Origin of the sequence: Maribacter sp. 1_MG-2023 (assembly GCF_030547005.1) — a bacterium.
In the GTDB taxonomy this organism is placed as follows: domain Bacteria; phylum Bacteroidota; class Bacteroidia; order Flavobacteriales; family Flavobacteriaceae; genus Maribacter.
On record NZ_JAUOPN010000008.1, the window covers coordinates 26,487 to 40,781 of the forward strand.

Genomic DNA, 14,295 nt, shown 5'->3' on the forward strand with positions numbered 1-14,295 from the left:
ATTTTCTCTAGATCATAATTATAAACTAGTTATCGTTTTTAAAATTGTATAAATCCGATGAAATAACACCTAAATGTTAAAAAGTAAGCAGTTTAACGAAAAAGCGTAATTGTAAACATCCAAACGGTCTTTTAGAACGTTTAATCCTAAAAGATATATTTTTTGTGCATTTCATCGAATAAAAGAGTTTTTAATCGACAAATTCAATAAAAAGTTGAATTTTTGAAATGAGAATGAAAAAACATTAACCCAATTTACCTACTTTACCTATGAATGTAAACCTTAGATTCCCCAAATTGTCTACGGCCCTTTTAATTTCTATTATTTTAACATCATGTTCAAAAGATGCTGATTTATTATCAGAGTACGTAATTAACGACGCTGATCAATCTATAGAAGTTGGTCTACTAATACAAAATGATTTTGTTACCACGCAACCCAATACCAGTATTGTCATTGATGTACTGTCAAATGACAATTATACTAATTGGGAAGATGTAAAAATCATTAGTGTTTCATCACCAACAAACGGTGAAGTGATATTAAATGACAACAAAACGTTAACGTATATCCCTGATGGATTTTTAGACACCACAGATCCTACAGAAGAAACACCTGCATCTGAGCCAGAAACAACTCCAGTGCCAGAAGCAACTCCAGAGCCAGAAGCAACTCCAGAGCCAGAAACAACTCCAGAACCAGAACCGGAAACCACGCCTGAACCAGAAACAAGTACAGATACTGTTGAAGATACATTCACCTATACTACAGAGGTTACAAACCCTGAAGACAATACAGTAACAACAGAAGAAGCTACTGTAACTGTAGTTGTAACTAATTCTACTTTTGCCACTTCTGGTGAAAATATATATTACGTAACCCCTTATGGTAATGCAAATAATGATGGCAGAACAGAACAAAATGCATGGAACCTACAATATGCTTTAAGCCAAGCAAGTGCAGGTGACATTGTTCATATTAAAGCTGGTAATTATGGTAGTACCGAACTAATTCAAACTAAAAACGGAAGTGAAAATACACCTATCATCTTTAATGGGTACCAGAACACACCTGGTGACGTTCAGTCAACAACCAACTCCAGTTTTTCCGATGGTAGTATTATTAATGGTTCGTTTTTGCCTGTTTTACAAGGTAATGTCTCTAATGGCTTAACAATTGGTCAAGCCATACAAATAGATGGTAACTATGTAGAATTAAATAATATTCAAATTACAAATTTTGAATTTGGAATTTTATCAAGAGGTGAAGGAGTAAAATTGAATAATATATTCATTTATGAAATGGGTGATTTCAGATCAAACATATCTGGTTTTGGGGATTATAGCGGAATAGGAATTAGATTAGAAGGTAACAATTCAGTAGTAACCAAAAGTTACATTCTAGATTGTGGTGCTGAAGCTTTAGTACTAAGTAATTGTAATAGTTGTTATGTGAATGATTCTGAAATTTCTTCGAAAAACAATACAAATCCAACAGATTACTACTTACTTTTAACGGGGGGAACAACCAATAGTATAGTTGACAACGTGGTTATTAGAAGACAAAGCGGTATATCTCATTACGGGCATGGTTTGGTAGCTAAGTCAAATGCATTTAGAAATCAAATCATTAACTCTACAGTAATAAACACTACTATAGAAATGTCCTTCTCAAATGTTTATGAAAATACTGTAAGAAATTGCACTATTACTGGAACTTTCTATGAAAATGGCGATACTTCTGGCTCTCTTGAGGTTGCCAATGGAGCTCATCACAACAATTTTGAGAACATTTCAATACAAGGAGTATGGGGCGCTGTAAAGTTTAGAGACTGGGTTGATCAATCGGGACAAGCAAATGATGCTCAAGATGCAGGTAATAACAACACTTATAATAACGTTCAAGTGTCTAACTCCCAAATTGGCATTCATTTTGACGAATTTGACAAACTTGAAGGAGTAGCATGGAATAATGTTTTTAACAACTGCTCATTTAAGGATTTAGAAAGATTATTTCAACTAAATCGTCCTAATTCTAATAACAGTATTAAAAATTCCACTGTTCAAAATGTGGGACAATTTTCAGCAACTTCAAATGGATATAATTATACTTTAAATGCAAATACAGTTTTTGAAAATATATCTTGGATAAATATTGGGTTTACTCCTCCAAATTAATATTTAAAATTAATCATTAATTAGTCCGCAATTATTAAGATAATTGCGGATTTTATTTTTAATATAAATAGCTGTATTTCAAAAGTTGCAAAGGCTGAAATAGCAACACCAATAGCCGTATTTCAAAAAAATACAAGGCTTTTTCAAGTTTTTAATTATTTTGAATAAGTTTTTTCAACTTAATACGTTATTCTTATCAAGTTAAGATGATTAAATAAAATATCAAGTTCAAATAAATTAACATAATGAGTAAAGTTGCATTAATTACAGGGGTTACCGGACAAGATGGTGCCTATTTAAGTGAATTCCTTTTAAAAAAAGGGTATATTGTTCATGGTTTAAAAAGAAGGTCTTCTCTTTTTAATACGGATCGTATAGATCATTTATACCAAGATCCTCATGTAGAACATAGAAACTTCATTTTACATTATGGTGATATGACCGATAGTACCAACTTGATTCGTATTATTCAAGAAGTTCAACCAGATGAAATTTACAACCTGGCAGCCATGAGTCATGTTCATGTATCTTTTGAAGTACCTGAATACACCGCTAATGCTGATGGTATTGGCACACTTCGTATTTTAGATGCAGTTAGAATGTTAGGGCTTTCTGAGAAAACCAGAATTTATCAAGCCTCAACATCTGAACTCTATGGTAAGGTACAAGAAGTTCCTCAATCAGAAACCACACCATTTTACCCAAGAAGCCCATATGCAGTTGCAAAAATGTACGCTTACTGGATCACGGTTAACTATAGAGAGGCTTACGGAATGTATGCTTGTAATGGTATCTTATTTAATCATGAATCACCTATCAGGGGGGAAACTTTTGTTACAAGAAAAATTACTCGTGCCACAGCAAGAATTGCACTAGGTTTGCAAGATAAAATTTACCTTGGTAATCTAGATGCTCAAAGAGATTGGGGCCATGCAAAAGATTATGTACGTATGATGTGGATGATTCTTCAGGCAGATGAAGCAGAAGATTGGGTAATTGCCACAGGTAAAACCACTCCTGTTAGAGAATTTGTTCGAATGAGTTTTCAAGAAGTGGGTATTGAATTGGAGTTTAAAGGTGAAGGGGTTGAAGAAAAAGCATTTGTTAAGGCCTGTAACAATCCAGAATTTCAGTTAGAAATCGGAAAAGAAGTTTTAAGTGTTGACCCTAAATACTTTAGACCAACCGAAGTTGAGCTTCTTATTGGAGACCCAACAAAAGCTAAGACTAAATTAGGTTGGAAAATTGAATATGAACTAAAGGATTTAATTAAAGATATGATGCAAAGCGATGTTAAACTTATGCAGAAAGATCAATACCTTAAAGATGGGGGATACCGAATTTTAAATTATTTCGAATAATCTAATCAATTAAGTCATATTAAAATAACATCCCCTAAGTTGATAGTTAATTTTTAACAATTAACCCATCACTTAGGGGATTTTTAAATATTATAATAAATAAATATTTTATAACACTGTAATTTTAAAAGTGCTATTATTAAAAAAAATAACCCAAAGAGGCTATTCAAATTTAGGTTGAAAAAACGTTATAAATACATAAATAATATTGAAAATATTTTTACTGCTACAAACTAGGATTATATCCATTACCAAAAAAAATAAAATATGAGTATTGGAAATAAGATGTTCAAAGGGGCTATTTGGAGCACAGTTGAACGCCTTTCAGTTCAATTAGTTTCTTTTGCATTGACCATAGTTCTAGCAAGGTTATTAACCCCTAATGAATATGGTACAGTTGGACTATTAATTGTTTTTATCTCATTTTCTCAAGTTTTTATTGATTCAGGCTTTAGCAAGGCATTAATTCAAAAGCAGAATAGAACAAATGAAGATATTTCAACTGTCTTTTATTTTAACTTATTAGTCGCGTTGATATGTTATTTACTATTGTGGGTATGCTCCCCCTATATTTCAAATTTTTATAATATTCCTAAATTAGACAACCTTTTAAAAGTCTTGTCTATTTCATTATTTTTCAATGCCTTGTTTGCAATTCCAAACACCTTATTAAGCATTGAAATGAACTTTAAATCAATTACCAAGGTTAATTTCACTTCTACTGTAATTAGTGGAGTAATAGCAATTTATTTAGCATATAAAGATTTTGGAGAATGGGCATTAGTCTACCAAACTTTAATAAAATCAATGCTAATGGCTTTGTTCTTTTGGTTTGTAACTAAATGGAAACCTATTTTAATTTTCTCTAAAGAATCATTTAAAAGCTTATTCGGGTTTGGATCAAAACTATTAGTGAATAGTATAATGAATAATCTTGTTAATAATTTTGCTTCCTTATTTATAGCAAAAATTATTAATGCTCAACAATTAGGTTTTTATACAAGGGGAACACAAAACGCCGACACTGCTTTTAGTACAATTAATTCTATTATAGACAACGTATTATTACCTGGTTTAGCTCCTTTACAACATCAATTAGAGCAACTTATTGATGGTACAAAAAAAATTATAAAAACTGCCGCATTATTAGTAATACCAATCTTTTTTGGACTTACAATTATATCAAAACCACTTGTATTATTACTATTGACTGAAAAATGGGCTCCTGCAATTCCAATAATGCAATTAATTTGTCTTTCAAGATTAATAACTATAATATCAGGTATTAATATTAACCTTCTTTATGTTCTTGGGCGAAGTGACCTTGCTTTAAAACAACAATATTTTAAAATAGCAATTAGAATTGTTCTTTTAGTTGTAGCATTAAAATATGGCATCGTATGGATTGCAGCAGCAGAATTATTTTCTACAATTATTCATTTTTTCATAAACACTTATTATCCTGGAAAAATGATGAAATATGGCGCAAAGGATCAGATAAAAGATATTTTTCCAATTTTAATAAGTGGTCTTGTAATGGCCATACCCGGGTTATTGATTGTATATTTTACCACTTTCTCTGAAATCATAAAAATTATTTGTACCATAACAGCTTGTTTAATAACCTACTATTTCATGATACGAATATTAAAAATTGAAGAATACAAAATGTTAATCAATAGATTTTCATCCTTAATTAAAAAATAGTAAATAACAGACTATCCAGTTATTTAAAATATTGATCATTATGTCTAATAAATTCAAACAGTTCATATTATCAAATGAAATACTTAAAAGCTTAAGTTTTTATGGCATACGACTATATTTGAAATATGTTAAAAAACAAATTATTGGTAAAAATGCTAAAGTGGGATACTCCTCTAAATTAATTGGCAATAATATTATTGGTGAAAACTGCAGTTTTATAGGAAGTAAATTAGGCTTCGCTTCTTACATCTCTAAAGACACTCATCTTCAAGATGTAAAAATCGGCAACTATTGTTCTATAGGTCCGAACGTTCTATCAATTCATGGCACACATCCCACTAAAAAATATGTTAGTACACATCCCGCTTTTTTTTCTACAGATTTTGCATACTCATATACCAAAGAACAATTGTTCAAAGAAAAGCCAGAGCCATTAGAAAGTAATGAACCCTATAAAACTTTAATAGGAAATGATGTTTGGGTAGGCGCTGCTGTCAATATAATAGAAGGAGTTAAGTTAGGAGATGGGTGTATCGTGGCAGCTGGATCTTTAGTGAATAAGGATGTAGAACCATATTCAATTGTTGGCGGAGTACCAGCAAAACATATTCGATATAGATTTGAATCAAATGAAATTGTCTTTTTATTAGACTTTAAGTGGTGGCAAAAATCCAAAGAATGGATTAGAACTAATTCTTTACTTTTTTCTGATATAAAAGAGTTTATAAATAATACCGATAAATAATGACATCAAAATATAAATCCCTACCAGTTATTGTAATTATAGCATTTAACAGACCAGACTCTTTAAGTAGAATATTGCATTCAATAAGCGAAGCCAAATATCCTAAGGAGAATGTAAATCTTATTATTAGTATTGATAAATCAGATAATAATCAAGATGTACTTGATGTCGCAAATAAGTTTGACTGGAAAAATGGCGATAAAAAAGTCAAGTATCAATCAAAGAATTTAGGTCTAAGAAAACATATCCTAAAGTGTATGTCATTTGCAAGTGAATATGGAAGTATGATTATGCTAGAAGATGATTTGTATGTATCACCAGATTATTATAACTATTCAAAACAAGCACTAGAGTTCTCTGAAAATAATGAAAATATAGCGGGTATTTCACTTTATAATCATCAGTATAATGTTCATAAACAGGAGAACTTTATAACTATAGAAGATGGTTACGACAATTATTATTTTCAATTTGCCTCGTCTTGGGGTCAAGCATGGAATGCCCAACAAATTAAGTTTTTCTTAGATTGGTATAATCAAAAAATTGACATAAATAAATTAGATGGAATACCAACATATGTTAGCAATTGGTCTGAAAAATCGTGGTTGAAACACTTCATAGCATACACGGTAAGTCAAGATAAATTTTTTATATATCCTAAGATTTCGTTGACTACTAATTTTGGTGATGAAGGTGCAAACATGGATGTTTCTAATACCTATTACCAAGTCCCCATACTTTTAAGTTCTGGTAAAAAATATAATTTTAGCACATTAAATGAATCACGTGCTATTTACGACGTATATTTTGAAAATTTATGTGTTAGTAACGAACTAAACTTAGATAAAAAAGATATTACAATTGATCTCTATGGCATTAAACCTTTAGAAAGTGGTAAAAGATATCTTCTTACTTCTCTAAAGTATAACTATAAAATAATAAAATCATTTGCCCGAAGTTTTAAACCCCATGACTTAAATATTATTTATAACATACACGGTACTGACTTTTTTCTATATGATACTAATGTTAAATCAACTAATAACATAAAAATTAAGTCATTCGATATAATCGATTACAATAAAAAAACTATATCTCTTACTGAGTCATTTGTTATATTTAAACATAAATTTATACAGAGGCTTCTAATTTTCTTTGGTAAATAATTTAAGTTTTATAAAAAACTTGCTGGGTAAAAGTAAAAATTACATTTGCAATCTTTTTTTAAATACATAAAACTATGAAGTACTTCTACTAAGTTAATTTCATTTTATAATCAAACCTTAATCCAAACTAGGTAACACTATTTCAATGTCAAATTCAATTATAAATTCTATAGGATATTTAAGAGTTATACTATTTTTAACTTATTTGATTGATCCATTCAATTATGGATATCTTTTTGGTGCCTTATTAATTATAAGCATTATTACAGATAAATTATTGGTTCAAAAATTAGATATCAATTTCACTTTATTATTATTATTTTCTATCTGTTATGCTATATTTTACATATTTAACCTAGAACTAGGATCTCAATTCATTTTAATTTACGCGCTTTTTCCGGCAGGATTTTACCTTATAGGTAAAACCTTTAATAATAAGAGTTTAAATAATACTCAACTGTTTTATTTATTATTTGCAAGTGGTTTCATTTTCTCTCTGCCAGCAATGGTTTCAGTATTGACTTCAATAATTGACAAAGGTTTTGTTGTTATAGAAAGAGATGTACCGATGATTTGGGGAGGTAATGTCATACCAGCTACGAATATGGCTGCTTATTTTGTATTGAATATGAGTATACCTGCATTCTTGGTGGCCGGTTTCAAAAAATTTAATCTCCCATTAAAATTATTAATGATTTCTACATTCATTATATCTGTACTATGTGTGTTACGATTAGGTAGTAGAACTCAGTTATCTATATTTTTCATCACTTTTATTATATCATTAATATTTTTAATACGCCGTCAGACCGTGAAACAAAACGTTACTTTATTTGGTATCTTGTTTCTGATTTTCAATGTGTTTTTAAGCTATGTTTCTTTTGACAAAGACTCTGATATTATGAGTGCCTTTGCTGGTAGAATGGAGAGTAAGAAATACGGTGCGGCTACAGCTGGCGGTAGAACAGAGCGTTGGACAAAATCTATAGTTAATTTATGGGAAAAACCTTTAGGGTGGGATGTAACAGATTTTGGATTTTCTCATAATCTTTGGTTTGATATTGCTAGAGTTGGTGGCACCTTATCATTTATTTTACTTTTAATATTTACTATTAAAAATGCCCTTAATATTAAAAGAGCTATTCTGCTTATTCCACAAAATGCCTTATTGAATACAGCATTTATATGTTATGGGCTTTCATTTTATTTATTGTTTTTTGTTGAACCGATATTTGATGGTTATTTTCCATTATTTGTATTTTATTGCTTTTTCTTGGGAATTATTGCTCAATATAATATAAACAATAGAGCAATAAAGAATGAACAAAATAGTTAAATCTAAATAACTATTAGTTTATTCAATAAATGAAAATTGCCGTATTACTTACTTGTTTTAATAGAAAAGAGAAAACTTTAAATGCTCTTGACAAATTGATGCAAGCCTTAAACACTGTTTCTAAAAGTGTAAGCTTGAAAATTTACCTTACCGATGATGGCTCGACCGATGGTACAGGTGAAGCTGTAAAATTAAATTTCCCAGAAGCAACAATACTGCAAGGTAATGGTAACTTATATTGGGCCGGTGGTATGCGTAATTCTTGGCAAGAAGCCGTTAAAGAAGATTACGATGCCTATTTATTGTTAAATGACGATACATTTGTCTCTACTAGCATGTTTACACAATTATTAGATGCACATAGCTATTCGCTAGATAAATATGGTATGGGAGGTATCTACCTTGGGTCAACTAAAGATTTAGAAACTGGTCTTTTAAGTTATGGCGGGGCTAAATTGACTAATAAGTTTTTGTTTAAATATCAATTTGTTGAGCCTAATGGAAAAATTCAAAACTGTGAATTAGGTAATGCCAACATTATGATGGTAAGCAAAGATGTTGTCTCAAAAATTGGTATATTATCAGAAGGATATATTCATGGGGTAGCAGATTATGACTATACACTTAAGGCTGTTGGCAAGAAAATTCCTGTTTTAATTAGTAGAGAATACTGTGGAACCTGTACAGATGACCATTCTGATATTTATCAAGTTTTTCCTGATAAAACATTTAAAGAACGATTAGCTTTATTAAAAAGCCCTTTAGCATTAGATTTTGGTTCAAACTTTAACTTAATGAAGAGACACTTTCCTTTAAGAGTACCTTTTGTTCTTTTAAGCGCTGGTTTTAAATTAGTTCTTCCAAACCTATATGTAAAATTATCTAACTTAAGATAATTACACAAATTCAATTTTCAAGATGTCTAAAAAAAAACCTATAGTTCTTTTCCTAAACAATATAGCACCTCTATATAGACAGAATGTTTGGACTAAATATTTAGAATCTGAAAAGATGGATTTAAACTTTTTTTTTGGAAAAGAATCTTCTAGTGGTATTAAGACTATAAACTTTGATGAACACAAATTAAAACCTCATGCGCACAAGATTAATATCCTAAAAAACATCTACATTAAACAGTATTTAGTATGGCAGAATTTTAACATTTTTAATTGGATTCATAAAAAACCACAAACTATTATTTTATTAGGAGAGTTTAACATTCTAAGTAATTGGATTATTACGCTTATAGCAAAAACTAACAATATAGAAATTGTGTCTAAAGGTCATGGAATGTATGGCAACGAGACAGGACTAAAATTATTTGCTAGAAAAGCTTTTCTCAAAATATGCGACAAACATCTTGTCTACGAAAAGCATGGAAAAAGTATTTTAAGTAATAATGGAATTGACCTTGACAGTATTCATATTTTATTTAATTCACTAGATTATGAAAAGCAAAAAAAATATAGAGAATTAGTACCAACTTTAAATAAATCAAAAATTCTTCACTTTTTTGACAAACCTGAACTTCCAACACTAATTTTTATAGGCAGATTAACAAAGGTAAAAAAGTTGGAATTAGTTATTGATGCTATTAAATTAATTCAAGAAAATACACCCATAAACTTTTTAGTCGTTGGCGATGGAAATGAAAAAAATAATCTTGAAGAACTAGCATACAAAAACCTTAATAGCGATTGTTATCATTTCTATGGTGAAAGCTATGACGAAGCGGTAAATAATAATTTAATTGCAGTAAGTGACTTATGTGTTTCACCCGGCAATGTAGGTCTAACCGCAATACATTCCTTGAGTTACGGTACACCCGTTTGTACCCATTCCAATTTAATGGAACAAATGCCGGAGGCAGAAGCTATTTTAGATGGTGTCAACGGTATTTTATTTAAACAAAACAATGTAGAAAGCCTTAAAGATGCTATATCACTATGGATAAATAAAACGCATGACCGACAAGAAGTAAGAGAAAATTGCTATAAAGTCATAGACGAATATTACAATCCAAATTACCAGAAAAAAGTTATTGAGAATCTTATTGAAGGCAATAAACCGTTAATATAGAGGTAAAACTATCTAAGAGATTAAAATAGATATTAATAAAATCTAAAAAACCTTTCTTCAATACAAAGCATTTAATCTCGTTAAAAAATCAGAATTTAAGATAGACCTAAATAATAAAAAGAATATTATTCTGTTTAGTTTACCAAACTAAAAAAGCACAACAAAAGCAATGTATTCATTGTAAGAAAATTAATCTACAGATACTATAAAAGCTTTACATCTATTATATACTCTATATACCGATTAATACATATTATTAGCCTTTTTTATCTAAAATTTGTCTCAAAATATAAACATGACAGAATATATAGCCACCTGGGTTTATTTAGATTCATCTTCTGAAAAGTCAAAATATCCAAACAACAAAGGAGACTCTACTACACCAGAATTTCAAGCAGTATATTGGCGTTGTATTATTCTATTTTTTAAAACATCTTTACGTTTCAATAAAAATGCTACACACTTAATATTTACAAATACGGAAGATATACCAACGATCGATGGTATGGATTTAAAAATTTTCTTTAAAGAAAATAATATTGAAGTAGTTACACTAAGTAATAAATATCCTTTACCTAATAACTACTTTGGAAAATTTAGAAATCAATATTTCGAATTTTCAATAATTGACCACATGGCTACCCGCATGCAAGATGAAGATGCTTTTCTTCTACTTGACTCTGATTGTATTTTTACCCAACCAATGGATAATGCTTTTAAAGAGCTTAAAGCTGAAGAAATGGCAATAACCTATGTGGTTGACCATGAAACTGATTATATGATCCATGGGGTTAGTGGAGATAACATGAAAGAGATATTCAATGACTTTGGTGTTGTTGTAGACCAAAACCCATATTACAGTGGAGGTGAGCTTCTATTTGCCAAAGGAACCTTTATCAAAAGTGTTTCAAACGATTTTCCTCAATTGTTTGAAGATATGCTTAAACGACATAAAGAAGGAAAAATTAAATTTAATGAAGAAGCCCACGTACTTAGTTACTACTTTTATAAGCATAAAGCGTTAATGGCCGGTATGGATAAGTATATAAAACGTTTATGGACTAACAGAAACTATTTTAGAAATGTTCAACCAGATGATGTTAACCTTGCCATTTGGCATTTACCAAATGAAAAGAATACTGGTTTAGATAAATTGTTTAGCATGCTTACAAATGGAAATGATTTTACATTGTTACCAGATGATGAATATTTGAAAACTGTAAATGATGCTTTATTAAGAAAGTCGAATTATAAGAAAGACTATATTGCTATGTTTAAAGATTTTGGTTCCAAATTTTTAATGATGGTAGGTTTAAAAACTAAATAATTAATTTGACCATAAACAAAAAAAACATAGTTCAAATAAATGTAGAATCAAATTTTGGATCTACAGGTAAAATTTGTGTGAACATAAGTGATTATTTAGAATCGCATGGAAACGACCCGCACATTGCTCATGGTCCTATTCATAGGGACACCAATAATAGTACCTACCAAATAGGAACAAAGTTTGATTATTACCTACATATACTAAACACCAGAATCTTTGACAAACATGGTCTTGGCTCTAAAAAAGCTACTAAAGAATTTTTAAAAAAACTTAAAAATTCCAAACCAGATTTAATTCACCTTCATAATATTCATGGATATTATATAAATTATGAATTGTTATTTCAATTTATAAAAGAGACTGAAATACCTGTGGTATGGACCTTACATGATTGTTGGTCATTTACCGGGCATTGCACCCATTTTGAATATATTAATTGTGAAAAATATAAAACAGCCTGTACAAAGTGCCCATTAACAAATACCTACCCCAAAAGCTGGTTAGTTGATCGATCTTTAAAAAATTTTAATCAGAAGAAAGAATCATTTATAGGAGTAAAAAACTTAACAATAGTACCTGTATCTAAATGGCTCGCTACTAAAGTAGAGCAATCGTTCTTAAGCCCCTACCCTATTCGTACAATCACCAACGGCATAGACATCAATACATTTAAACCAATACAAGGTTCAAATTATAAAAAACAAAAAGGATGGGAAGGTTTAAAAATAATTCTTGGCGTTGCCAGTGTATGGGACAAAACCAAAGGATGGGAAGATTTTATAAAAATTACTCCGCAATTAAAAGACGATGAAAGAATTATATTAGTTGGCTTAAGTAAACAACAAATTGAAACACTACCAAAAAACATTATAGGTATTGAAAGAACAGATTCAAAAGAAGAATTGATAAAATTGTACTCTCTTGCAGATGTTTTTATGAATTTAACCTATGCTGACACCTACCCTACTACAAATTTAGAAGCACTTGCTTGTGGCACACCAGTAATTACATATAAAACAGGTGGTAGCGTAGAAGAGATTACCGATTATAATGGTGCAATTGTTGAACAAGGAAACTATTTAGATGCTTATAAAACTTTTGAAAACATGGGTAATATTTTTAAAAAAAAACACGCACAAACCATTAGAAATAATGCAATTGAGAAGTTCGACAAAAATTTTCAGTTAAAAAAGTATGACGAACTATACCAATCTCTTTTAAATTAACGTTAGACAATACGTATTAGCCTTATATTAAAAAACTAATATTTTCAAATCAACAATTGAAAATTGAAAAAGTCCTTTAATGAACTTAATTTTAGATAACATTATATTTTCTTTACAAGATGCTGGAGGTATATCAAATTATTGGTACCAAATCTTAAAAAGAATTAAAGAACAAGAGGGCTTACACATATACTTATTTGATGATTCAGAAAAATCTTCCAATATATTTAGGAAAGAATTGAATCTAGAAAAATTCAAACAATTAGGCAAAAGCCCAGGATTAGTAGGTAGATATACCAATCCAAAACTTACTCAACTAAAAGAGCAAGCAATATTTCACTCTAGTTACTATAGATATTCCAAGAATTCTAAACATATTAATGTAACGACTGTTCATGATTTTACTTATGAACATTTTTTTACTGGTATTCAGTTATACGCCCATACCAATCAAAAGAGAAAAGCTTTGGCGCATTCTGATGGAATTATTTGCGTATCTGAAAATACGAAGAGAGATATGCTGCATTTTTTTCCAGAATTGGTGGAGAAAAAAATTGTAGTTATACCGCACGGTGTTGGAAAGTATTTTTATCAAATAGAAAAAAAAGACTTTAGCGGAAAAGACTATTTTGAAGGTAGACCGTTTATTTTATATGTTGGAGATCGTAAAGCTATATATAAGAATTTCAACCTTACAGTTAGAGCTAGTAAACTAAGTGGATTACCTTTAGCAATTATTGGTGGTAGCCCTTTAACAGAAAAAGAACAGGTTTATATCAATTCTAAACTAAAAACCGAAGATTACATTCATTTTAACGGTGTTTCTAACACAGAACTAAATGAGTTTTACAATAAAGCACTTTGTTTAGTATATCCATCATCATATGAAGGTTTTGGTCTACCTCTTTTAGAAGCTCAAAGTGCTGGCTGTCCAATAATTGCAATGAATACATCTTCTATACCTGAAGTAGTTGAAGATAGCGGTATTTTACTTGAAGAGGAATCCCCAGAGTTAATTGCTAATCAAATAAAACTATTACTAGATGTTGACTTTAGAAATGATTTAGTACAAAAAGGCCTGAAAAATGTAAAGAGGTTTACTTGGAAAAATACGTTTCAGAAAACATTTGACTTTTATAAAGAATTAATAAACCAATAAGTTTATATA

The 14,295-nt window shown here is 29.9% G+C and carries 11 protein-coding genes; all 11 read left to right on the forward strand.

All coding sequences use genetic code 11. The features are described from left to right. Window positions 1-269 precede the first annotated feature (269 nt). The 11 genes from Q4500_RS10490 to Q4500_RS10540 all read left to right on the forward strand — a co-directional run bounded on the left by Q4500_RS10490 (window position 270) and on the right by Q4500_RS10540 (window position 14,286). A complete protein-coding gene (locus Q4500_RS10490) occupies window positions 270-2,177 on the forward strand; it encodes an Ig-like domain-containing protein (protein ID WP_303599621.1) in 1,908 nt (635 codons plus the stop codon). A 245-nt stretch (window positions 2,178-2,422) separates the two neighbouring features. Beyond that, entirely contained in the window at window positions 2,423-3,538 is a 1,116-nt protein-coding gene (gmd, locus tag Q4500_RS10495) for a GDP-mannose 4,6-dehydratase (RefSeq protein ID WP_282050991.1), read from the forward strand. Between the two features lie 267 nt (window positions 3,539-3,805). Then, a complete protein-coding gene (locus Q4500_RS10500) occupies window positions 3,806-5,245 on the forward strand; it encodes a lipopolysaccharide biosynthesis protein (RefSeq protein ID WP_303599622.1) in 1,440 nt (479 codons plus the stop codon). Window positions 5,246-5,285: 40 nt separating this feature from the next. Next, a complete protein-coding gene (locus tag Q4500_RS10505; protein ID WP_303599623.1) occupies window positions 5,286-5,990 on the forward strand; it encodes a CatB-related O-acetyltransferase in 705 nt (234 codons plus the stop codon). Further along, window positions 5,990-7,156, forward strand: coding sequence for a glycosyltransferase (locus Q4500_RS10510; protein ID WP_303599624.1), 1,167 nt, complete (start codon window positions 5,990-5,992; stop codon window positions 7,154-7,156). The genes Q4500_RS10505 and Q4500_RS10510 overlap by 1 nt, the downstream gene beginning before the upstream one ends. A gap of 145 nt (window positions 7,157-7,301) precedes the next feature. Further along, window positions 7,302-8,492: a hypothetical protein gene (locus Q4500_RS10515; RefSeq protein WP_303599625.1), complete on the forward strand. Its 1,191-nt coding sequence runs from the start codon at window positions 7,302-7,304 to the stop codon at window positions 8,490-8,492. Window positions 8,493-8,521: 29 nt separating this feature from the next. Beyond that, window positions 8,522-9,388 carry a glycosyltransferase gene (locus tag Q4500_RS10520; RefSeq protein WP_303599626.1) on the forward strand — a complete coding sequence of 289 codons (867 nt, stop codon included), beginning with the start codon at window positions 8,522-8,524 and terminating at the stop codon, window positions 9,386-9,388. A gap of 22 nt (window positions 9,389-9,410) precedes the next feature. Continuing rightward, window positions 9,411-10,571, forward strand: a complete 1,161-nt coding sequence (locus Q4500_RS10525; protein ID WP_303599627.1) for a glycosyltransferase — start codon at window positions 9,411-9,413, stop codon at window positions 10,569-10,571. 295 nt (window positions 10,572-10,866) lie between these two features. After that, window positions 10,867-11,898, forward strand: coding sequence for a hypothetical protein (locus tag Q4500_RS10530; protein ID WP_303599628.1), 1,032 nt, complete (start codon window positions 10,867-10,869; stop codon window positions 11,896-11,898). Window positions 11,899-11,903: 5 nt separating this feature from the next. Continuing rightward, window positions 11,904-13,127, forward strand: coding sequence for a glycosyltransferase (locus Q4500_RS10535; RefSeq protein WP_303599629.1), 1,224 nt, complete (start codon window positions 11,904-11,906; stop codon window positions 13,125-13,127). Window positions 13,128-13,206: 79 nt separating this feature from the next. After that, complete coding sequence (locus tag Q4500_RS10540; RefSeq protein ID WP_303599630.1) at window positions 13,207-14,286, forward strand: glycosyltransferase family 1 protein; 1,080 nt, start codon at window positions 13,207-13,209, stop codon at window positions 14,284-14,286. Window positions 14,287-14,295: the final 9 nt, after the last annotated feature.

Bases quoted from the DNA above. Each gene is read 5' to 3' on its own strand.
- Q4500_RS10520 (WP_303599626.1), top strand. From the start codon at position 8,522: ATGAAAATTGCCGTATTACTTACTTGTTTTAATAGAAAAGAGAAAACT.
- Q4500_RS10515 (WP_303599625.1), top strand. From the start codon at position 7,302: ATGTCAAATTCAATTATAAATTCTATAGGATATTTAAGAGTTATACTA.
- Q4500_RS10500 (WP_303599622.1), top strand. From the start codon at position 3,806: ATGAGTATTGGAAATAAGATGTTCAAAGGGGCTATTTGGAGCACAGTT.
- Q4500_RS10510 (WP_303599624.1), top strand. From the start codon at position 5,990: ATGACATCAAAATATAAATCCCTACCAGTTATTGTAATTATAGCATTT.
- Q4500_RS10525 (WP_303599627.1), top strand. From the start codon at position 9,411: ATGTCTAAAAAAAAACCTATAGTTCTTTTCCTAAACAATATAGCACCT.
- Q4500_RS10540 (WP_303599630.1), top strand. From the start codon at position 13,207: ATGAACTTAATTTTAGATAACATTATATTTTCTTTACAAGATGCTGGA.
- Q4500_RS10490 (WP_303599621.1), top strand. From the start codon at position 270: ATGAATGTAAACCTTAGATTCCCCAAATTGTCTACGGCCCTTTTAATT.
- Q4500_RS10530 (WP_303599628.1), top strand. From the start codon at position 10,867: ATGACAGAATATATAGCCACCTGGGTTTATTTAGATTCATCTTCTGAA.
- Q4500_RS10505 (WP_303599623.1), top strand. From the start codon at position 5,286: ATGTCTAATAAATTCAAACAGTTCATATTATCAAATGAAATACTTAAA.
- gmd (WP_282050991.1), top strand. From the start codon at position 2,423: ATGAGTAAAGTTGCATTAATTACAGGGGTTACCGGACAAGATGGTGCC.